This is a genomic window from Alcanivorax borkumensis SK2 (assembly GCF_000009365.1).
Lineage (GTDB): Bacteria > Pseudomonadota > Gammaproteobacteria > Pseudomonadales > Alcanivoracaceae > Alcanivorax > Alcanivorax borkumensis.
Genome location: NC_008260.1, coordinates 1,215,063 through 1,237,268 on the forward strand (window position 1 = coordinate 1,215,063; position 22,206 = coordinate 1,237,268).

18 protein-coding genes are annotated in these 22,206 nt (G+C 55.6%); 14 read left to right on the top strand and 4 right to left on the bottom strand.

The window, feature by feature from the left end; genetic code table 11:
- Nucleotides 1-7 precede the first annotated feature (7 nt).
- The 7 genes from mltG (at nt 8) to ABO_RS05575 (ending at nt 7,317) form a co-directional block, all read left to right on the top strand.
- The gene (mltG, locus tag ABO_RS05545) at nt 8-1,066 is read left to right on the top strand and encodes an endolytic transglycosylase MltG (RefSeq protein WP_011588356.1); all 1,059 of its coding nucleotides are present in this window, start codon (nt 8-10) and stop codon (nt 1,064-1,066) included.
- Nucleotides 1,063-1,689, top strand: coding sequence for a dTMP kinase (tmk, locus tag ABO_RS05550; protein WP_011588357.1), 627 nt, complete (start codon nt 1,063-1,065; stop codon nt 1,687-1,689). The genes mltG and tmk overlap by 4 nt, the downstream gene beginning before the upstream one ends.
- Complete coding sequence (locus tag ABO_RS05555; RefSeq protein ID WP_011588358.1) at nt 1,680-2,687, top strand: DNA polymerase III subunit delta'; 1,008 nt, start codon at nt 1,680-1,682, stop codon at nt 2,685-2,687. The genes tmk and ABO_RS05555 overlap by 10 nt, the downstream gene beginning before the upstream one ends.
- Before the next feature lie 42 nt (nt 2,688-2,729).
- Nucleotides 2,730-3,077: a PilZ domain-containing protein gene (locus ABO_RS05560; protein WP_011588359.1), complete on the top strand. Its 348-nt coding sequence runs from the start codon at nt 2,730-2,732 to the stop codon at nt 3,075-3,077.
- A gap of 171 nt (nt 3,078-3,248) precedes the next feature.
- Complete coding sequence (locus tag ABO_RS05565; protein WP_011588360.1) at nt 3,249-4,070, top strand: TatD family hydrolase; 822 nt, start codon at nt 3,249-3,251, stop codon at nt 4,068-4,070.
- Nucleotides 4,067-5,383 carry a DNA recombination protein RmuC gene (locus tag ABO_RS05570; RefSeq protein WP_011588361.1) on the top strand — a complete coding sequence of 439 codons (1,317 nt, stop codon included), beginning with the start codon at nt 4,067-4,069 and terminating at the stop codon, nt 5,381-5,383. Before ABO_RS05565 ends, ABO_RS05570 begins: the two co-directional genes overlap by 4 nt.
- Before the next feature lie 284 nt (nt 5,384-5,667).
- On the top strand, nt 5,668-7,317 hold the full coding sequence (locus ABO_RS05575) for a S1 family serine peptidase (RefSeq protein WP_011588362.1): 1,650 nt from the start codon (nt 5,668-5,670) through the stop codon (nt 7,315-7,317).
- Here ABO_RS05575 and ABO_RS05580 read toward each other — a convergent pair.
- Entirely contained in the window at nt 7,285-8,127 is an 843-nt protein-coding gene (locus ABO_RS05580) for a hypothetical protein (RefSeq protein ID WP_041704923.1), read from the bottom strand. The two genes, ABO_RS05575 and ABO_RS05580, sit on opposite strands and share 33 nt — an antisense overlap.
- Nucleotides 8,128-8,175: 48 nt before the next feature.
- Nucleotides 8,176-9,309, bottom strand: a complete 1,134-nt coding sequence (locus ABO_RS05585; RefSeq protein WP_011588364.1) for an aminotransferase class V-fold PLP-dependent enzyme — start codon at nt 9,307-9,309, stop codon at nt 8,176-8,178.
- A gap of 208 nt (nt 9,310-9,517) precedes the next feature.
- On the opposite strand from ABO_RS05585, the gene ABO_RS05590 reads away from it, so the two are divergent.
- Both ABO_RS05590 and ABO_RS05595 read left to right on the top strand, forming a co-directional pair.
- The gene (locus tag ABO_RS05590; protein ID WP_011588365.1) at nt 9,518-10,153 is read left to right on the top strand and encodes a TetR/AcrR family transcriptional regulator; all 636 of its coding nucleotides are present in this window, start codon (nt 9,518-9,520) and stop codon (nt 10,151-10,153) included.
- Nucleotides 10,150-10,704 (top strand): DUF1285 domain-containing protein, encoded by a 555-nt coding sequence (locus ABO_RS05595; protein WP_011588366.1) that lies wholly within the window; start codon nt 10,150-10,152, stop codon nt 10,702-10,704. Before ABO_RS05590 ends, ABO_RS05595 begins: the two co-directional genes overlap by 4 nt.
- A gap of 73 nt (nt 10,705-10,777) precedes the next feature.
- Here ABO_RS05595 and ABO_RS05600 read toward each other — a convergent pair whose 3' ends face one another.
- Together ABO_RS05600 and ABO_RS05605 are read right to left on the bottom strand one after the other, a co-directional pair.
- Nucleotides 10,778-12,484, bottom strand: a complete 1,707-nt coding sequence (locus ABO_RS05600) for a bifunctional protein-serine/threonine kinase/phosphatase (RefSeq protein WP_011588367.1) — start codon at nt 12,482-12,484, stop codon at nt 10,778-10,780.
- 85 nt (nt 12,485-12,569) lie between these two features.
- On the bottom strand, nt 12,570-14,039 hold the full coding sequence (locus tag ABO_RS05605; RefSeq protein ID WP_035458410.1) for a NarK family nitrate/nitrite MFS transporter: 1,470 nt from the start codon (nt 14,037-14,039) through the stop codon (nt 12,570-12,572).
- 322 nt (nt 14,040-14,361) lie between these two features.
- Here ABO_RS05605 and nirB point away from each other — a divergent pair, with 322 nt between their 5' ends.
- From nirB to ABO_RS05630, 5 genes are all read left to right on the top strand, one after another.
- Nucleotides 14,362-16,893 (top strand): nitrite reductase large subunit NirB, encoded by a 2,532-nt coding sequence (gene nirB / locus ABO_RS05610; RefSeq protein WP_011588369.1) that lies wholly within the window; start codon nt 14,362-14,364, stop codon nt 16,891-16,893.
- Nucleotides 16,894-16,896: 3 nt separating this feature from the next.
- Nucleotides 16,897-17,241 (top strand): nitrite reductase small subunit NirD, encoded by a 345-nt coding sequence (nirD, locus tag ABO_RS05615; protein ID WP_011588370.1) that lies wholly within the window; start codon nt 16,897-16,899, stop codon nt 17,239-17,241.
- Nucleotides 17,242-17,266: 25 nt separating this feature from the next.
- Nucleotides 17,267-18,562: an NAD(P)/FAD-dependent oxidoreductase gene (locus ABO_RS05620; RefSeq protein ID WP_011588371.1), complete on the top strand. Its 1,296-nt coding sequence runs from the start codon at nt 17,267-17,269 to the stop codon at nt 18,560-18,562.
- 50 nt (nt 18,563-18,612) lie between these two features.
- Nucleotides 18,613-21,243 (top strand): nitrate reductase, encoded by a 2,631-nt coding sequence (locus ABO_RS05625; RefSeq protein WP_041705316.1) that lies wholly within the window; start codon nt 18,613-18,615, stop codon nt 21,241-21,243.
- Nucleotides 21,244-21,328: 85 nt separating this feature from the next.
- Nucleotides 21,329-22,180 (top strand): peroxiredoxin family protein, encoded by an 852-nt coding sequence (locus ABO_RS05630; protein WP_035458408.1) that lies wholly within the window; start codon nt 21,329-21,331, stop codon nt 22,178-22,180.
- Nucleotides 22,181-22,206 lie beyond the last annotated feature (26 nt).

A 22,206-nucleotide genomic window follows, 5' to 3' on the forward strand; every position in this document is an offset into this window, starting at 1 on the left:
CCCCACTATGCGTAAAAAAATCCGTATTTTTGGACTGTTGGTTGTCCTACTGATAGTCGCTGTTCCTGTGGCGGGGGCCTGGGTCAGTAGTTATCTACATCGCCCGTTACCGATTTCTGAAACATTTACCGTGGAGGTGACTAAAGGGGCGGGGCTGAGCCGTGTGCTCTACAACCTCAAACGTGACGGTATTCTAGGTGAGGGGGTTGACGCCCGGTGCCGTCGAGTGGGTGCGCGAATTTATTCTGCTTTCACCGGCATGGATGGGCGCATGCACATGGGCGAGTATCAACTCAAACCCGGTGATTCGTTATTGTCGTTGTTGGAAAAAATGGATCGGGGCGATGTACTGCAACGTAGTCTGACGTTAGTCGAAGGCTGGAATTTCCGAGAATTGCGAGCCCGGTTGGCTGCCCTGGAAACCCTGGAACATCGACTGAAAGGGCTGACTGACGAACAAGTCATGGCGAAACTCGGTCGCCCTGATTTACATCCCGAAGGCTGGTTTGCACCGGAAACCTATTTTTATACCCGTGGCACATCAGACCTGACTATCCTGGCCCGGGCACTGGAGCGGCAGGAGCGTATTCTGGACGCCGCTTGGCAGCAACGGGCCAAGGATTTGCCTTTGCAAACACCATATGAAGCGCTGATTATGGCCTCCATCGTTGAACGGGAAACCGGTGTCCCAGAAGAGCGATCTGAAATTGCAGGCGTTTTTACCAACCGTTTGAATAAGGGTATGCGCTTGCAAACTGACCCCACCGTGATTTACGGCATGGGTGAAGCCTATAACGGAAATATTCGCCGCTCGGACCTGCGTCGTGCGACACCTTACAATACCTATGTGATTGATGGCCTGCCGCCCACCCCTATTGCCATGCCCGGTCATGAAGCGATTTTGGCGGCAGTAAAGCCGGCGACAACCGAGTCGCTGTATTTTGTCGCTCGCGGTGATGGCAGCCACTATTTTTCCAAGACCCTGGCGGAACATCGAAGAGCGGTGCGCGAATACCAATTACGACGCCGGGAAGGATACCGGTCTTCGCCGGGAGGAGGGCAATGAGCGGTCGCTTTATTACCCTAGAAGGCGGAGAGGGTGCAGGTAAGAGTAGCAACCTCGTTTGGTTGGCAGAGGCGCTTCGGGCCGAGGGTAAGACGGTGATGGTAAGCCGAGAGCCCGGAGGCACAGCCCTGGCTGAATCGATTCGCGAAGTGCTGCTGGCACCCAGTAACGAAGTCATGGCTGACGATACCGAATTACTGCTGGTCTTTGCTGCACGGGCGCAGCATTTGGAGCAGAAGATTCGTCCGGCACTAGCGCGCGGCGAATGGGTCTTGTGTGATCGATTTTTGGATGCCACCTGGGCTTACCAGGGAGCAGGGCGGGGACTAGATAGCGCCGCCATTGCTGCACTGGAGGCCCTCGTTATTCGAGATACCCGTCCAGACATGACTATACTGTTCGATGTGCCGGTGGAGGTGGGCATGGCGCGCGCGGGCAAGCGTGCCGCACTGGACCGCATTGAACAGGAGGATCGAGCTTTTTTTGATCGCATCCGCCAGTGTTACCTGGCTCGGGCAGCCCAGGAGCCCAATCGGTTTCGCACGGTAGACGCTAGCCAGCCGCTGGAATCAGTACAGCAACAACTAGCCCGGATTGTTGAGGAGATGCAGGCATGGCCGTAACCGGTGCAAAAGTTCAGGTCCCTTGCCCTTGGCACAGCGATGCTATGGCGCAGCTGCTTGATCAACACGCCCGGGGGCGGCTGCCCCATGCCCTGTTGCTAAGCGGTCCGAAAGGCATTGGTAAATTGCGGCTGGCGGAGTCTTTGGCGCAAACTTTATTATGTGAAAAACCCTCCGCTGGCTTGCCCTGTGGTCATTGCCAAGGTTGCCAGCTCAGCACGGCAGGCACCCATCCAGATTTGTATCGACTTAGCCCGGAAGAAAAAAGCAAAACCATCAAGATTGACCAGGTGCGCAAGTTGGTAGCATTTGCCACCCGTACTGCGCAATACAGTGGTTATCGTGTGGCGATTATTTCCCCCGCTGAAGCCCTTAACCGCAACGCCCAGAATGCGTTGCTGAAAACCCTCGAAGAGCCTGGAACACAAACCCTATTGTTGCTGGTTAGCGACCAACCAACCCTGCTGTTGCCAACCATTCGTAGCCGTTGTCAGCAACGTATCTTGCCCTTACCGGTAAAGGAACATGCGTTACAGTGGCTGCAGTCGCAAGTGGGAGAAAGCGCGGCCTCGTTACTGGATGCCGCTCAGGGGGCGCCTTTGCGGGCACTGGCTCTTGAGCAAGCGGAGTGGTTCGCCGATCGGACCCGTTTGCTGGATACCCTAGTCAGGGTGGCAGAAGGGCGCCAATCGGTAGCGCAGGCCTCCCCGGTGCTGGCCAAGCATGACCCCACGGAAATGGCTAGTGTGATTTACGGATGGCTATCGCGGAGTTTGAATCAACGTTTTTCTGGTCAGCAGAGCTCCGATGCCTTGCTGGCGCCGCTGCTAGAGCGCCTTAATAAGGCTGTGCCTCCGGCTCGTCTGTTACGGGCCGCCCAGCGTGTGCTGGAAGGTCGCCGCGCCTTGTTGTCTGGAGCCAACCCCAATAAGGAGCTGCTCTACGAGCAGTGGTTGTTGGTGTTGGTGGGCGTTGACGCTGCGGCGGCGGCGCACTAACCTTGATTATAGATTAATAATAATTTCGTAAGGGGTTGGTTCATGAAGATGCCGGTAGGTCGCAATGGCATTCTGTCGCTTTCCATCAAAGATAAAGCGGTGCTGTATTCGGCTTACATGCCGTTCATTACCAACGGCGGTTTGTTTATTCCCACTGAAAAGCAATACACGTTAGGGGAAGAGATCTTCCTGCTACTGAACATTATGGATGAAGCCGATAAGATTCCAGTGGCTGGCAAGGTCGTGTGGATCACCCCCAAAGGGGCTCAAGGGAACCGTAGTGCGGGGATCGGTGTGCAATTCTCCGATCAGGACGATACCGCCCGCGTTACCATCGAGAATCATCTGGCCGGTTCACTGGAATCGGATCGTCCTACGTATACCATGTGAGAGGCTGACTCGTATTGCGCTGCGTGCAACAACGCAAGCGTGTTGGGTTCTGGCTGTCAAATAAGAAGGCCGCCTCTTTTTTAGGACGCGGCCTTCTGTATTTCAGATGCGATCATTTTAGCCGGTGCTGTGTGTGCCGCGTGGTGTGTGCTGGGCGCTCCCTACGCTACAATGCCTGCGTTTTTAACGTTGGAGCTTGTTGTGATTGCTACCTCTTTTGTGGATTCCCATTGTCATTTAGATCGTCTGAATCTTGACGCCCATGATGGCGACTTCGCGGCGATGATGGCGGCCACCGCGCAGGCTAGGATCAGCCACATGCTGTGCATCGGTGTGGATCTAGAAACCTTTCCGCAAGTGCAGGCGCTGGCTGAACAATATGACAATGTTTTTGCCAGCGTCGGGGTGCATCCACTTTACAAGGAATCCCGTGAGCCCGTTGTAGAGGAGCTGATTGAGCGTGGGGCCCACCCCAAGGTTGTCGCTATTGGCGAAACCGGGCTGGATTACTTCTATGCAAAGGAAGAGCGAGAGTGGCAGCAGCGCTATTTTATTGCCCATATTCAGGCTGCTCGTGAAACCGGCCTGCCTTTGGTTGTGCACACGCGCGGCGCCAAGGAGGATACCTTGGCGCTGTTGCGCGAGCACGGTAGGGGGGAAGTTCGCGGCGTGCTCCACTGCTTCACTGAAGACCTGGACATGGCCCGACAGGCCATAGAGCTGGGTTTCTACATTTCCATTTCTGGGATTGTCACGTTTCGCAATGCGCAGGCCCTGCGGGAGACCGTGAGGCAGTTACCTCTGGAGCGTTTATTGATCGAAACCGATTCCCCCTGGCTCGCTCCAGTTCCTTTTCGTGGCAAGCCCAATGAGCCGCGCTATGTGGTTCAGGTGGCTGAATGTGTGGCAGCACTGCAGGGGATCAGTGTGGATGCTCTGGCGGCGGCCACCACGAATAACTTCTTTTCTCTGTTCAACAAGGCACAAGCATGAACCTGTATGCAATGCTGGCGCTGGCAGCGCTAGGTGGTGGTGTAGTGGCAGCGTTGCTTGTGGCGTTGCTGGAGCGGCGCCGAGCGGCTGCGCGTGAAGCCGTATTGCTGGCCGAGAAAAATGCTCTGAGCGAGCCGCTGGCCCAGGTACCGCTGCTCAAGCAGCAGCTACAAGAACAGCAACAACGGCAGCAGCACACGGACGCACAGCTACAGCAGTTGGGAGCCGATAAGGCCCGGCTGGAAGAACGGCTGGCTGGGCAGCAGGAAAAGTTGGCCTTCTCCGAGCAAAGCCGAAATCAGCTGAAGCAGGAGTTTGAGAACCTGTCCGGGAAAGTACTGGAGCAGCGCGGCAAGCAATTACAGGAGCAACACCAGCAGGGCCTTGATGGCATGCTCAAACCGTTCCGTGAGCAGCTGGCGGATTTTCGCCGTCGGGTGGATCAAATTCACAGCGACGAAACCCGTGCTCAGGCATCCCTGATCGAACAGTTGGGCCATTTGAAAAGCCTTAATCAGCAGATGCATGAAGATGCGCGCAATCTCACCGACGCCTTAAAAGGCCAGTCCAAGACCCAGGGTAATTGGGGTGAGATGATTTTGGAGCGAGTGCTAGAGTCTTCCGGCCTGACCCGGGGCCGTGAATACGAAACCCAGGTTACGTTGAAGGATGAGAGCGGCCAGCGACGGCTGCCGGATGCTATTGTGCACCTGCCGGAAAATAAGGATGTGGTGATCGACGCGAAAGTATCGTTGGTGGCCTATGAGCGGCTTTCTTCTGCCTCTACGGCGGAGGAGCGCGAACAGGCATTACGCGACCATCTGGCCTCCCTACGCAGTCATATTAAAGGCTTAGATGCGAAGGATTACAGCGGTCTGGAAGGTATTCGGAGCCTGGATTTTGTGCTGCTTTTTATTCCCATTGAGGGAGCGTTCATGGTGGCCATGGAGCAAGATCATCGCCTTTATTCTGACGCCTTTTCTCGCAACATAGTATTGGTTAGTCCAACTACGTTATTGGTAACGTTGCGCACGATCCAGAATATTTGGCGTTATGAGTACCAAAACCAGAATGCGTTAGATATCGCTGATCGTGCCGGGAAAATTTGTGATCAGGTGTCGCTGATTGGCGATTCCATGGATGATCTCGGTGACAAAATCGGTAAGGCACAATCTGCGTGGGATACCACTTTTAAGCGTCTCAGTAGTGGCCGTGGCAACCTATATCGCCAGGCGCAACAACTCAAAGAGCTGGGGGCAAAAGCGCGTAGAGCGTTACCCGCCCCCGCTGATGAACAGCAAGGGGAATCATAAGAAAAAAGGCTCATCAGTCCGTCAGAATGCACGGAAAGTACGATATTTCTGCTCAATATAAAAGGTATTGCACATAAAATAAGTGCATTTCAATTATTTTATGTCTGATAGGGTGTGTCGCTTAAGACGACAAAATATAGGGTAAAGTGACGACTTTGATAATCAAAAATAATAGTTATCTAGTGCCATAGTGCTAGTTTAATAATATTAGAACTGCGTCACAGGTAATGAAAACGCCTTAGTTAGTATGAGTCTTGTAACTCAATCTAACTAAAGGTGGTTCTATGTGTCGTTTGATGTTCGCCCTACTATTGGTAATGGGTTTGGCACAAGCGGTATCGGCGCTTGACGCTCAACCTCGTATTATCGGGGGACAGGATGTAGTAACAGTCCGGCCGTGGATGGCCGAAGTGGAAGTTAGCCTATCTGGAAACTCCGCCTATGCTGCCACGCTGTGTGGTGGAACGTTGGTTGCTCCGGGCTGGGTGTTGACGGCCGCACACTGTGTGGTAACTCCCAGCGGCACCACCTTGCAACCCAGTCAATTGTTTGTGGCGCTGGGAAGCCTAGATCGAACAGAGGCAAACCCTCCTGAGCGTTTGTCTGTTTCAGCGGTGCGAGTCCATCCGAACTATCGTGCGGTTACCTTTCACAATGATTTGGCATTGCTACGGTTGTCTTCTGACAGTCAGGCCACCCCGCTTAATTTGGCTAAACCCCAGACGGTTTCTGCGCTGGCACGCGGAAGTCATGACGAAGCGCTGCAGATAACGGGTTGGGGTTCCACCTCTCCCAGCGGCAATGGCCTTTCCAACTCCCTGCGTGAAGCTAGTGTGGATTATGTGCCAAACAGTACTTGCGCCAACCAGTGGGGGAACCTAACCGGTAATCAAATCTGCGCGGGTGAAATGAATCCCTTGAATGTCGCACAGGACACCTGTCGTGGGGATAGTGGTGGACCGCTAGTTTATGGTGAGCTTGGGCAACAATGGCTGGTTGGGATTACTAGCTACGGCCACGAACGGTGCGCCACCGCCGGCATTCCAGCGGTATATACCCGAGTGGATCGCTACTTGGATTGGCTTGAGCAAACCACTTTGGGAAGTCTTGTTGACCTTGAGCTCACCGGTGAAGCCGTTGACACCTACACTAATCCGGGTGCATCTACCACGCTGCATACTCGCATCGCTAACACCAGCCAGCAAACACGAGCCGGTAATGTGGGCCTGCGAATTGCACACAAAAATGGACTGACAGTGCGTGTCCCTGGGCTGAACTGTGTCGCTAATATCGGCTATACCGACTGTCTCGGTAATACTGATCTGGCTTTGGGGCAAGAAAGTGCCACTTACAGTATTACCCTCAGCGCCAGTAATCGCTGGTCAGACGACATCCGTATTGATCCGATTAGTAGTACTTCTCATGACTACTTCTCTAGCTTGGGCGAAAACCTGAAATTGGTTTTCAGCGATGAGCCGGATGTGGTGCTTAGCCTGACCACTCAGCGTGGCAGTGATGACCTGGTGCGTGTTAATGCCCAGGTGACCAATGTGGCGACTCACCAAACAGCCGCGCGGGTGCGTGTGAGTTTTGCTCTTCCCTCCGGGTGGAGTACGGCGCAATTGCCGGAGAATTGTTTCGGCACGAACTCGGTGCAATGTGCTCTAGGTGATATGGCTCCTGGCGAAAAGGCCTCTCAGCAATTACTACTAGAAGGTCAGGGTAACGAGAACCTGTGGGTGCGGGTGTGGACCGATAATGGCGACTATCCGGCGAACGATAACACCGCTAGTACTCAACCGGCGCAGGCGCGTAAAGCGTCCAGCGGTGGAAGTGCCGGAGGAAGTGCTGGTGGCAGTGGTGGTGGTGGCGGGAGTCTGTCCTGGTGGTTACTGGCGCTGTTAACCGTGGTTTCCGTTCGTCGGCTCCACTAGTGTCAGGTGGCGTTGGCGCTCTGGCGCCAGCGCGCCCTGATTGCCTTTCCAAGGAAGAGCATCAATCCCTTTGGGGATAGCATTTATCTGGAAAGGCGCCTTGATAATCTCAAAATAGGGGGAGTGGTCGAAGTCTGCAGCGGTAATGGCGCGAGGTTGCAGCCTGAGCAAGCGGGCAGTGGGCTCGCTTTCCTTTACCAACGGCATTACCGGGAACTGCACAAAGCTGAAAGCATCTGCCACCACGGTACCGCTGAGGGCTTTGACCAGTTCACCGGCCCAGCGGCGGAACAGCCTGGCACGCCAACGCAGGGGCAGCAAGCGCCAAGGCAGCAGAGCCATCATGGCTAGCGCCCCCCAGGATTGGGTGCTGCCGACGCCAATACGGCTGATGGCGTAGCGCAGGACATCCTGAGCTTCATTGTCGCTCAGGCCCTGAGCCCGGCATACGCGAATATGGCGGCCTTCTAGTGATGACAAGGGTTCCACGATCAGCCCTCTTTCTAGGCGGGCGTCAATGACCAATTGGGTATCCGGTTCGCAGGGAGTGTAATCCGCTAACAGCGCACGCAGGGCAGGGTCCGCCACATCGTGCAGCCGCCCAATGTAGAGCACTGCGCGAGCATAGCGACTATCGCCAATCACCTTGAAAGTTCGGTCTACGGTGCTATGACCGGCAACAAGTAGCACATCACAAGACCTCAGTACCGTGCGCAGGCTTCCCAAATCAGCACTGGGCTGGCCACTGAACTGTTCATCACGCTGCAAGCGGCGGCAGATCCATTGATAAAAGGCCAGCTGTCGGTTCATGTGTGAGGCTCCGGTATCCATAACGAGGCACGTACGAGTTTCAGGAGCTTACAGCAGGTCCAGAGCTTGGTCGATGACCGAATTGGTCGTGTAGAAGTGTGGTGATAAGCGAACGCCGCCACCCCGCTCAGCACAAACGACTCCGCCATTTTTCAGGCGTTGAAAGGTCTCGTTGGGGGCTTCGTGTGGCAAGCGGAAGGTCACAATGCCAGCCCGGCGTTCCCTGGCAGTGGGGCTGAGCAATGTGGCCCCTTTACTATGTAATCCATCAATCAGTCGCTGTACCCGTTGCTGCAGCGCGTTAGCTACCACATCCATCCCGGTGTCTTGAAGTAACGAAAGGGAGGCATTCAGGGCATGGGCGCCAAGCATGTTTGGGCTGCCGCATTCAAAGCGTTTGGCGGTGATGGCGGGTTGCCAGTCCTTGCGGGTGTAATTGCCCGGATCAGTCACCATATGCCAGCCGTGCTGGCGCAGGGTCAGTTGGTCCTGGACTGCCTGGCGACAGTAGAATAGGGCGAGCCCTTCCGGGCCAAGCATCCACTTGTGGCCATCGGCTACCACGAAATCGGCTTGTACCCGCTCTGCAGAAAACGGCAATGCGCCGAGTATCTGGATGGCGTCCACACAGAATAATGTCCCTTGTGCTCGGCAGGCGGCGCCGATGGGGGCCATGTCCATCAGCAGGCCTGAGCCATACTGGACCGCCGACAGTGACACCAGGCGGGTACGCGGCCCCATGGCGTCAATGACATTCTGTTCCGGGTTGTCGCCCTCCAGATTCACTTCAATCACGTCTACGCCTTGGTTGGCTAGGGCCTGCCAGGGAATGCGGTTGGACGGAAATTCTTGATCGCTGATGATGATTTGGTCACCGGTGTGCCATTCAAGACCTTGGGCGATAACAGATAGCCCCTCGGAAGTGTTCTTCAGCAGGCCGATTTCGTCGATATGGACGCCTCCCACTAGCCAGGCCAAACGCTCACGCAACTGCTGCTCTACTTTTAGCCAGAGTGGATAATCCCGGGCGCCAATGTGTACGTTCTGCCGTGCAAACTCGCTCACCGCCGCTTGAGTGCGCAGAGGCCAGGGCGCTACAGCCGCGTGGTTCAAGTAGAGCAAGCCGTCCTGCTGGGGGAATTGTGTTGCAATGTCCAGTGGAGAGCGGTCTGTATGGGCCATGTTGCCTCCATGTGTTGGGGGAAGGTGGGTAGGGGAGCGGTGATGTACACCATGACGCTATGCTAACCGGCGTTGGGTTTCCATGAACAGCATAGCCACCTTGTGTTTTGAGAGGTTGCAGTGGGCTTAGCGGATAGGCGCGCAAAAGGGAATACGTTAGAATTGCGACTGTTCAGTCCGCTACGGAGGTGGACGCAAGGAGAAAAAGATGGGTGATCTGGAAAAAGCCACGCGTAAAGCACAGGAATTTCGTCAGCGAGAACGTGAAATTCTCGATGCCGCTCTGGCCCTTTTTCTGGAAGAAGGCGAAGACCGAGTAACCGTGGAAATGATTGCGGACCGGGTAGGTATCGGCAAAGGAACCATCTACAAGCATTTTGAAACCAAGAACGAAATTTACCTGTTGCTGATGCTGCGCTACGAAGAAGACTTGGCAGGGGTCTTTCAAAAGATTTCCGATGTCGATAATAAGGAAACGTTAGCCCGGGAGTATTTTCGTTTCCGGATATCTGATCCTAAGCGATACCAGTTGTTTGATCGGTTGGAAAACAAGGTGATCAAGGACCACGCGCTGCCGGAGTTGGTGGAGAAACTACACAGCATCCGCAAAGCCAACTTTGCTCGGCTCACCGAGATTGTGAAGGCGAGAATGGAAGAAGGGTCGCTGGAAGAGGTGCCGGCCATCTATCACATTTGCTCTGCTTGGGCGCTGGCCCATGGTGCGGCGGCATTGATGGAATCACCGTTTTATCAAAAACTGATTGATGACAAGGATGATTTTCTCGACTTCCTTATTGAAATTGGTATTCGTATGGGGAACAAAGGGCAGCGAGGTCCGCGATGAAACAAGCCGAGGCGCTGCTTACGTTACTGGAAAAAGCGGCCGATGATGAAACCGGCCTGCCGCCGGTGCATCAATGGAACCCGGAACGTCATGCGGACATCGACATGCGTATCGCCCGGGACGGCACTTGGTTTTATCAAGATTCACCCATTGAGCGGCCCAGAATGGTGGCGCTTTTTTCAACTATTATGTTGCGCGAAAAAGACGATTATTTTCTGATTACCCCGGTGGAAAAGTTACGTATTCAGGTCGATGATGCGCCGTTTGTTGCGACGCAAGTGCAGCAAGTAGAAGAAGGTGGCACCACAAAATTAGTGTTTACCACCAATGTGGGCAGCCATGTGGTTGCCGGAGACGACCATCCCCTCTGGGTTAACACCGATAGCGAGACCGGTGAGCCTTCCCCTTACCTGTGTGTGCGTGACAATCTGACGGCATTGATTGGGCGTTCAGCGTTTTATCAGTTGGTCGATTGGGCCGAGCAACAGGGCGATATCCTGCAAGTACGCAGCAACGGTAAAACGTTCGCTCTGGGTAGCTTGGCAGATTAACCGCTGACCTCTCGTGTAAACATTATCGGGTGAGCCCCGTAGCCAAATCTGATTACACCCCACTCTTGACTGATCAGCGTAGTGTTACGCTGATCAGCAACAGCACAGCCAGTACGATTACGGCGCCTTTCCACATTCTTAATTGCTGGGTGTTAGTGTCTGCCACAGGTTTATTGCTACGAACGGGGCGGCGCAGAGCATCGCGAAATTCTGCTGCATCGGTAAAGCGGAGCTTAGGCTGCCGTTGTAGCGCAAGTTCTAGCACGTTGTTGATCCATAGCGGGATAAACGCGTTATGGCTTTGCAATGGAGGAAGGGGCAGGTGTGAGGCTTTTTCATAGCGACCTTGCCAAGGCAGGGTGCCCGTCAGCATTTCATGAATGATCACCGCGATGGAGAATAGATCGCTTTGCTCGCTTGGAGCTTCGCCTTCTGCCAGTTCTGGCGCGCTGTAATGCAGGGTGCCTAAAGGAATACTGGCGGCAGTTTGTTCCATTCCACGACAATGGCAGCTACCAAAGTCCACAATGCGCACCAATCCAGTAGTGTCTACCATAATGTTATCTGGCTTCAGGTCACCATGAATCACATCGGCACGGTGTAGGGCACGCACCCCGTTGAGCAGTTGATCTGCTAAATATAGTTTTTCTTCAACCGGTGCGTCCGGGTGTTCCCTGAGCCACTGTTGCAGTGTCACACCGTCGATAAATTCCAGGTGTTGGTAAAGGCAGGACGTATTTTCGGGTAGCGGCAAGGCGTGTAATAAATGCGGGTTGCGTAGCCGGTTACCCACCCAGCCTTCCATGACGAAGCGTTCCAGTGCATCACGATCATCTTCCAGATTGATCGATGGTGTTTTCAGTACCGAGGCGTTGCCTTTCTTATCTTCCACCAGATAAAGGTGGCTGCGTACGCTGGCGTAAAGCTCACGCTTTACTGTAAAGCCGTCAATTTTAATGCCGGGGGAAAGCGGAGGGGGGAGTGGCAGGCTACCACGTTGTTTCAGCGCTTCATCGGCGCTGGCGTCCGGTAGCCCGTCAACATGTATTACCTGACAGCTTACGTTATCGTCGCTGCCGTTAGCCAACGCAGCTTGCACCAACGTTTTGGCAGCAAGTTCTGGTTGGTTGGTTTCGCGCAAAATGTTTTGCATCCGTGAACGGGCCAAGAAACCGTGTAAACCATCGCTGGACAAGAGATAAATATCGCCCACCTGTAAATCTACACTGCTGTAGTCCACGTCCAGACGAGTATCTCCTCCCATGGCGCGGGTGAGCACTTGCCGGTTTGCGCCGATTCGGCGGCTGTGATCGCGAGTCAGGCATTCTAGCCTGTTGTGACGCATGCGCCATACGCGGGAATCGCCAACCTGAAAAATGTGCGCGGTGCGCGAGCGTAAAATCAGCAAAGAAAGTGTACAGAGATGGCTGTCGCCAGCCAGTGTCTGGCGACATAACCAACGGTTCAGGGCTTCCAGTACACGTTGCGCAGAGCGCGGTACGCTCCATAACGATGGAGTGGCGTAGTAATCATTGATAAAACCCAGCACGCAGGACTCTGCTGCCTCTCGAGCGGCACCGGCACTGGATAGGCCGTCTGCCAGGGCTGCGACAATGCCTTTGGTGCGCAGCAGTGACCCTTCCGGTACCTGCATAGCCAAGGCATCTTGGTTGTGCAGCTTGGGGCCGCTGTCACTGAATTGCCCGATCCGTACGCGGGGGTGCAACTCGGGTTCGACCATGGTGTCGGCGTTGCCAGCGGGGCCGGTGGACACTTCCATTCTTGTGCTCCTATACCGATAGCGTGTTGTGAGCGGTGGTCCGAGCAAACAGGAGTTCCCGCGTGCCCGGACTCAAAGGGTGTCATCAACTCACTTTGATGAGCTGCACTTCGCCTTTTTCATCAATTTCTGCAATGTGACCTTTGGGTTCATCTAGGAATTGTACGGCGGCCAAGGCAACGGCGGCACTGGCGGCAATGACCAGAAAGAAAGTAGACGGTTCCACGAAGGTCAGCACGGTAAGGAAAATCACCGCACCCGCATTGCCATAGGCGCCTACCATGCCGGCAATTTGGCCGGTGAGGCGACGTTTAATTAACGGTACGGTGGCGAAGACCGCGCCTTCGCCAGCTTGAACGAAGAAGGAACAGCACATGGTGGCAATAACGGCTAGGGCGATGGGCCAGGTGCCGGAGATCTGGCTCATCAGGCCATAACCTACCATCAACCCGCACAACAGGATGGCCAAAGACTTTTTGCGGCCGAATTTGTCCGATACCCAGCCGCCGCCGGGCCGTGCAACCAGATTCATGAACGCATAACCGGATGCCAGCAGGCCAGCGGTAACCGCAGACAAGCTGAACGTATCACTGAAGAAAAGCGGCAGCATGGAAACCACCGCTAGTTCAGAGCCAAATGTCACCATGTAAGACAGGTCGAGAATGGCCACTTGTTTGAAACTGTAGCGATCGTGCTCGGCAACGCCTTCTTTCAAGTGGTCGCGATTCACGCGCCAGGCTTGGCCTAACTGCACAATCGCAAGGCTGATAATCAACGCCGCCAGTAGAATTTGGGTAGTCCCCCCGAACAGATCAAGATTGGTTGGCCCAAGGCGCCAGACAATAACCAGCAGGGCAATATAAAGTGGCAGGCTCATCAAGAGATAAAAGAACAGATCTTTTCGCGTGCTGACTTCAAGAGCGCTGGCTTTCTTGGGTTTGAAGTAGGAGGAGCCAGCGGGAGTATTGCGGGCGAACCACAGGAAAAAGATACCGTATAGCATTGCTACCGCACCGGTGCTGGCAACGGCCCAGCGCCAGCCGTTTTCGCCCCCAAAAAGCATGGCGATGGTTGGTAAAGTAATCGCTGCTGCTGCAGAACCAAAGTTACCCCAGCCGCCATAAACGCCTTCTGCTAGGCCGACTTCCCGGGCAGGAAACCATTCACTAATCAGGCGAATGCCGACCACAAAGCCAGCGCCAACAAAGCCCATAAGCAAACGTGTAACGGCCAGTTGTTCAAAGGTAGTGGATAGGGCGAATGCCCAGCAGGGGAAGGCCGCCAGTATCAGCAGCAGACCAAACACCCGGCGTGGCCCGAAGCGATCGACCAGGGAGCCAATAACCACCCGGGCCGGGATGGTCAATGCCACGTTAAGGATCAACAATGCTTTGACCTGTTCCGCGCTCAAGTCGAAAGCCTCGCGAAGGTGCCCCATTAATGGGGCGTGGGAAAACCACACCACAAAGGTAATAAAGAAGGCAACCCAGCTTAGGTGCAGTAACCGTATACGAGGCTGGGACAGGTTCAATAGATTCAGGTTTTGAGCGCTCATGAAATCTCCATGCATGGGCGATTAACGATAAGAGAGCCTGAGCAACTCCTGTGCCATGTGATTAAGTTCATGTTTTTAATAGAGTATTTCTTGGTAGAGAGAGGCGATTAGAAAATATGTGCGCAAAAGGGGAGCGTTTTTGGGTCAATACGGTGCACAAGAAAGTGCCTTTTTCTCGTGCACCGGCGCATTAAAAGAAAGCAGGGCTTTTGTTATTACTTGATAAAAAAGGAAATAACCTTATTTATTTCAATGGGTTAGTTAGTTGGCATAAGGCTTGCTGTAGTGGTGGTGTCAGTTACGCACCGCGAGGGTGAGCCTTATGGCAAAGCAACAACTTCTTCTGATCGGCCACGGGATGGTCGGACAACGTTATCTAGAGTCTCTGGTAGCCCTGGGTGGCCGAGAGCACTTTGATATTACGGTACTGTGTGCCGAGCCGCTGCCGGCCTATGACCGAGTAGGGCTGACCAGTTATTTTTCCGGCAAGACCGCCGACGACCTGTCGCTAGTGCCGGAAGGGTTTTTCGAAGAGCACGGCATCACGCTGAAACTTAACACCAAGGTCAACGCGATTGATCGCGCGGGCAAAACGGTCACCACCAATACGGGTGAAACCCTGCCTTACGACAAGGTCGTGCTGGCCACCGGCTCCTATCCTTTCATCCCGCCGATTCCCGGCAACGACCGCGACAACTGCTTTGTGTACCGCACCATTGATGACCTGGATGCCATGATTGCTGCCAGCAAGAACGGCAAGGTGGGCGCCGTGGTCGGTGGAGGGTTGCTGGGTTTAGAAGCGGCTAAGGCGCTTCATGACTTGGGGCTTGAAACGCATGTGGTGGAATTCGCTCCCCGGCTGATGGCGGTGCAAGTGGATGATTTTGGCGGCGGCTTGCTGAAAGACAAGATTCAGGAGCTGGGTGTCACCGTGCACACTAGCACCGGTACACAAGATATTGTCGACGGTGAAACCTGCACTCATCGAATGAACTTCGGTGACGACAAGTATTTGGAAACCGATGTCATTGTTTTCTCCGCCGGGATCCGTCCTCAGGACGAATTGGGCAGGGCTTGTGAGCTGGCCATCGGCGAGCGCGGCGGCATTGTGGTCAATAACCAATGTGTCACTTCCGACGAGCATATTTATGCGATCGGTGAAGTGGCGCTATGGGAAGGGCGCATTTTCGGGCTGGTGGCGCCGGGTTACCAGATGGCAGAAGTGGCCGCAGAACATCTGATAGGAAAAGCAGAAAAGCAGTTTGCCGGTGCGGACATGAGCACCAAGCTGAAGCTGATGGGCGTGGATGTGGCATCCATCGGAGATGCTCACGGCAGCACGCCGGGCTGCCGCAGTACCGTGTTTATGGATCAAACCGCGGGTATCTACAAAAAAGCGGTGATCAGCGCGTGTGGCAAGAAACTGTTGGGTGCGGTGTTGGTGGGTGATGCTGCCGATTACGGTAACTTGTTGCAACTTTGCCTGAATGAAATGGACTTGCCCGGTGATCCGGCGGCCCTGGTGGCACCGGTGTCGGACGGCGCGCCTCTGCTGGGCGCCGATGCATTGCCCGATTCGGCGCAGATTTGTTCCTGTAATAACGTCTCCAAGGGCGACCTGTGTGCGGCCATCGACGATGGCGCCCAGACCGTGGGTGACTTGAAAGCTTGCACCAAGGCATCGGCTACCTGTGGGGGTTGCTCCGCGCTGGTGAAACAGGTGCTGGATAGTGAGCTGGAAAAACGCGGTGTGGAAGTGAACAACCATCTCTGCGAACACTTTCCGTATTCCCGTCAAGAAATCTATCACCTGGTACGCGTCGGCCAGATCACCACTTTTGATGCCTTTCTGGAAGCCCATGGTAGCGGCGATGGTTGTGACATCTGTAAACCGACCGTGGCCAACGTGCTGGCTTCCTGCTGGAACGACTGGGTGCTCAACAAACCCCATGCTGGCCTGCAGGACACCAATGATTACTTCCTTGGCAACATGCAGCGCGACGGCACGTATTCCATTGTGCCCCGGGTGGCCGGCGGTGAAATCACGCCGGACAAACTGATTGTGCTGGGCGAGGTGGCCAAGCAATACGATCTCTATACCAAGATTACGGGTGGCCAGCGGGTGGACTTGTTCGGTGCCCGTGTGGAGCAGCTGCCGGAAATCTGGAAGATTTTGGTCGATGCCGGTTTTGAAACTGGGCACGCCTACGGTAAATCCCTGCGCACGGTGAAGTCCTGTGTGGGCTCTACCTGGTGTCGTTATGGGGTGAAAGATTCCGTGGGCACCGCTATTCAAGTGGAGGACCGCTACAAAGGCCTGCGTAGCCCGCACAAGATCAAAATGGCGGTGAGTGGCTGTACCCGCGAATGTGCAGAAGCTCAGAGCAAAGACGTGGGCGTAATTGCCACGGAGAAAGGCTGGAACCTGTATGTGTGCGGTAACGGGGGTATGCGCCCGCGCCATGCGGATCTGTTTGCCTCCGATCTCACCGATGAACAGCTGATTAAAACCATTGATCGTTTCTTGATGTTCTACATCAAAACAGCGGATCGTTTGCAGCGCACCAGTGTCTGGCTGGAAAACTTAGAAGGCGGGTTGGATTACCTGAAAGACGTGATCCTCAACGATTCCTTGGGCATGGGCGATGAGCTTGAAGCACAGATGCAACACGTGATCGAGACATACCAGTGTGAGTGGAAGTCCACCATCGAAAATCCCGAAGCGGTGAAACGTTTCAATCACTTTATCAATGATACCGCTGAAGCGGATGACAACCTGACCTACGTGCGTGAACGTGGCCAGCGACGTCCCGCCTACGAGCATGAACGTATCGAGCTGGTTGAGGAGGCGTAAGCCATGAACAATGCAGTAGCGGTTGAATGGAAAACAATCTGCAGCGTCGACGATGTGTTGCCCGGCACCGGAGTGGGAGTACGCCTGGCCACGGGGCAGGCGGCACTCTTTCGTACTAGGGACGGAAAGTTCTATGCGCTAGACAACATGGACCCGTTTAGCCATGCCAACGTGATTAGCCGGGGCCTGCTGGGCTCGCTGGGTGACAAACGGGTGGTTGCCTCACCCCTCTATAAGCAGCACTTCGATTTGGAAACCGGGCAGTGCATCGAAGACGACAGCGTCAAGCTTAAGGTCTATCCGGTGCGCGTGGTCGGTGATGTGATTGAGCTGGCCACCTCGGCCTGAAGCGAATCGAGAGGGTGATGCAGTAATGAAACGACTGGTTGTAGTGGGTAACGGTATGGCGGCTTGCCGCTTACTGGAAGAGCTGACCCGCCTGGCACCGGATCTGTATCAGATCACGGTGGTGGGGGATGAGCCCTTTGCCGGCTATAACCGGGTCATGTTGTCCCCCCTGTTGGGTGGTAGCACGGATGAAAATACTATTACCACGCATCCTCACCAGTGGTATCGGGAGCGGAGTATTCGCCTGATCACCGGCACCCCCGTCGTGGCCATTCACCGCGGCCGCCGCCAGGTGGAAACCGCCGCCGGGCACGTGCTCGATTATGACCGGCTATTGCTGGCCACAGGGGCGGGGCCACGCCAGTTACCGGTGGACGGCGTTGGTTTGAAAGGCGTTGTCAGTTTTCGTGATCTGTATGACGTTCGACGCTTGTTATCGCTTTCGGCGGCACGGGTGGTGGTGGTCGGCGGCGGTTTTTTAGGGCTGGAAGCGGCAGACGCTTTGGTGAAGCAGGGGCACGACGTCACCTTGGTACACAGCCGCGGGCACCTGCTCAACCAGCAGCTGGATGAGGCGGCTGGCCATCGCCTGCAGAAGGACCTGGAAGCCCGCGGGATCAAGTTCGTGATGCACGCGCGTACCCAGTCAATTGAAGGTTGTTCTGTTCAAAAAAAAGAGGATAAAAAAGGCTCAAGCAGCTACAGCTCCGACCGTGTGGCCGCAGTGCATCTGGCGGATGGCCAGCGTTTGCCGGCGGATTATGTGGTCCAGGCGGTGGGCATTGTGCCGCGGGCAGAGCTGGCCGCTCAGGCTGGCCTGACCGTAAATCAGGGAGTGCGAGTTGACGATACCCTGCAGACCTTTGATCCGGCCATCTACGCTATTGGTGAGTGTGTGGAGCACCGTGAACGTACCTTTGGCTTGGTTGCTCCGCTGTATGAACAGGCCTCGGTCTGCGCTAGCCACTTGGCGGAAATGGGTCATCGTCGTTATCTCTACGCCGACTCTGCCACCCGGCTGAAAATTTCCGGTATCGACCTGGTGTCCTGCGGGGATTTTCTCGGCGAGAAAAGGAATGAAATCGAACAGGGTGAGACACTGCAATTGAGCTTGCCTGACAGTTATCGCCGCTTGCAAATTCGCGATAACCGTGTGGTCGGCATGGTTCTGTATGGCGATGTGTCTGACGCCCCGTTTTTCGAAACGTTATGGCGTGATAGCACTGATATTAGCGCCCTGCGCGAAACCCTGTTGCTGGGTGAGGCGTTCTGCAAGCGCCCCGGTGACAAGGGTGATAATGCAGAGGGAGTGGCGGCGTGAAGGCGGAAGTGGCAGCCGGCAATGTCGGAGAAAACCGTGCAGGAAAACATATGGCAAAAAACACCGAACGGCCCATTTGTACCACCTGCCCGTATTGTGGTGTGGGTTGTGGTATCAGCACCGATGGCACGTCCCTGAAAGGCGATACCTTGCACCCGGCCAATGCCGGTAGGCTTTGTGTCAAAGGTTCTTCTGTGCTGGAAACCTTGGGAGACCAGGATCGTCTGCTCAATCCAGAAGTGGAGGGCGATGTGGTGTCCTGGGATCAGGCACTGGATGAGGTCGCTGGGCGGTTCCGGCGTATTGTGGACGAACACGGCCCCGATGCGGTGGCCTTTTATGTGTCCGGCCAGCTGTTGACCGAAGATTATTACGTGGCCAACAAGCTGATGAAGGGCTACATCGGCAGCGCCAATATCGATACCAATTCCCGGCTGTGCATGAGCAGTGCGGTGGTTGCCCACAAGCGCGCTTTCGGTGAAGACGTGGTGCCCGGTTGCTACGAGGACCTGGAGCTTGCGGACCTGGTCATCCTGACCGGTTCCAATACGGCATGGGCGCACCCTATTGTGTACCAGCGCATTGCTGCGGCGAAACAGGCGCGCCCGGAAATGAAAGTGGTGGTGATCGACCCCCGCCGCACGGCCACCTGTGACTTGGCTGATCTGCACCTGGCCATTCGTCCCGGGCAGGACGTGCCCTTATTCAATGGTTTGCTCACCTGGCTCGACGATAACAATGCATTGGATCAAGCGTACATTGACGCCCATACCGAAGGGTTTGAGTCCACACTGGATACAGCCCGCAGCCAGGGCAATGACTGGGCATCGTTGGCCACGCACATGGGCGTGAGCAAGGTGGATCTGACCACCTTCTATCACTGGTTTGCTGCCTGCGACCGCACCGTAACCGTCTTTTCTCAGGGCGTGAATCAGGCCCGCAACGGCTCGGATCAGGGCAATGCCATCATCAATGCGCATCTGGCCACTGGCCGGGTTGGCAAGCCTGGCGCCAGCCCCTTTTCCATCACCGGCCAGCCCAACGCCATGGGCGGCCGGGAAGTGGGAGGCCTCGCGAATCAGTTGGCGGTGCATCTGGATATCGATAACCCAGCACACCACGCGGCGGTGGCCGATTTCTGGCAGGCGCCGGCATTGGCCAAAGAGAATGGCCTCACCGCAGTGGATCTTTTTCAGGCGGTGGCCAGCGGTAAAGTGAAAGCAGTATGGATTATGGCTACCAACCCGGTGGATTCCTTGCCGGAAGCGGATAAAGTACGCCAAGCCCTAATGGCCTGCGACACCGTGGTGGTGTCCGATTGCGTGGCCAGCGGTGACACCCTGGCCTGTGCGGATATTCGTTTGCCCGCGCTGGGCTGGGGTGAGAAATCCGGCATGGTCACCAACTCTGAGCGGTGCATGTCGCGCCAGCGCCCGTTTGTTACTGCTCCCGGCCAGGCCCGCGCAGACTGGTGGATTATTACCCAAGTTGCCCAGCGCATGGGGTTTGCCGATGCCTTTCCCTACCAGCATGAGCACGAAATTTTTGCCGAGTTCTCGGCGCTTACCGCACTGGCGGGCCAATTTGGCAAACGGCTGGATCTGACCGCCGCTGCGGACCTGACCGCCGACCAATATGCTCAGTGGCAACCACAGCAGTGGCCACTCAATAGTGGCCCTCGATGCTATGGCGATGGCCGCTTTTCTACTGCCAGTGAGCGCGCCCGTTTCATTGCCTGCGAGAATCCGCCGGTGCGCGTCATTGGCGATGCCTTCCCGATTATCCTCAATAGCGGGCGGATCCGAGACCAGTGGCACACCATGACGCGCACCGGCCGTGCCGGGCGTTTGTTTGCCCACCTTAGCGAGCCCTTTGCGGCCTTGCATCCCAAGGATATTGAGCGTTACCGACTGCAGGAGGGGGGCTTTGTACGCCTGACCAGCCGTGTCGGTGATGCCCTCGTGCGGGTGACCCGCGACACCGGGCAGCGGCCGGGTACCGCGTTCATGCCCATGCACTGGACCGATCAATTTTCTCGCCGCGCTCGGGTGGATGCCCTCGTGCCGGCACGTTTAGATCCGCATTCCGGCCAGCCAGCGTTCAAGCATACGCCGGTTAATGTCAGCGACTGGCAACCCCGTTGGCATGGCTGGTTGTTCACGGCGGCGTCTCCACCCGCTGTGGAGTACTGGGCCCGCGTTCCTGTAGATGCATTTTTGCAGGCGGGCCAAGTACAGCGTTATCGGCTGGCCGGCGATGCGGACCTAACCGAACAACAGCTCCACGACTGGTTGCCCCAGGCCGCGCAGTGGCTGGCGCTCAACGATCCTGCCACGGGCCATTACCGGCGTGCCGCGCTGGACAAGGATGGCCGTTTACTGGCCTGGCTGGCGATTGGCGAAACCCTGCCGCTGTGCGATGTGGATTGGTTGGCCGACTGTTTTACGCAGGGCGCCGATATTCAACACATGACCATTCTCGCTGGGCAACCTGCCGATGCTGGCCCAGACCTGGGGCCGGTTATCTGTAGCTGTTTTCAGGTCCGCCAGAAGACCATTGAGGGCGCTGTGGAGGAGGGTGCCGACTGTGTGGAGGCCATTGGTCAATGCTGCCAGGCAGGCACCAATTGTGGCTCCTGCATTCCGGAACTGCGCGGCCTATTGGAAACGTGTACCACATGAGGGTTATTTGGCTGCCTGCGCGAGTGAGGTTGTAACGTAGGCGTTTATTTCGCATCTTAATATCTGATTCGAAATAGGAATGATGATGAAAAGCCTCAAATCTTTGTTTATCTCCGGGTTTATTGCCTTGGCGGTGTGTACCTCCAGCATAGCGTTTTGGCAGTTATTTACCGGTGGCGGCTGGCCCTGGGCGGTGTTGTTGTTCACCTGTGTACCCTCGGTGTTGTTCTTCAGTTATCTGTTTCTGTTCAAGCCTGCCCGCACCAGTGCGAACCTGCCAGGCGTCTTCTGGCCGACCTTGCTTGGCTCACTCGCGGTGATCAGCCTGGCGCTGGCTGGGCAAGCCAGTATGGTGATGGTCAGCCTGGCTATTATTAACTTGCTTGGTGTGCACGCCTATATTCGTTGGTACAGCCGTTACGGTGTGCGACAAGCGAATGTGGTGATAGGTGAGCCCCTGCCTGACGTTACCTTTAGCGATCTGAATGCTAAGCCGGTAACGGTGGCGAGCTATGCGGGGCAGCCGTTGGTGATGTTGTTCTTCCGGGGTAATTGGTGCCCGCTTTGTATGGCGCAGATTCGTGAAGTGGCTGAACAATACCAGTCGTTGCAGTCCCAGGGGGTTCGGGTGGCGTTGATTAGCCCGCAGTCTCACAGCCAATCTGGGGATTTAGCCAAGCAGTTTGATGTGGATTTTGAGTACCTTCGCGATGACGATAATCGTGCGGCGCGCGCCTTGGGTATTATTGATGCAGGGGGCACTCCCGCTGGCCTGGAAGCGTTGGGTTATGACAGCGATACGGTGATGCCCACGGTGTTAATCGTCGATGGACAAGGGCGCCTAGTGTATCAACACTTAACCGATAATTACCGAATACGCCCGGAACCGGCGTTGTTTGTTCAAGTGTTAAAAGAGAAAGGGCTGATTGACGGCTAACAGCAGGGGCCAGCTTCTAGCTACGA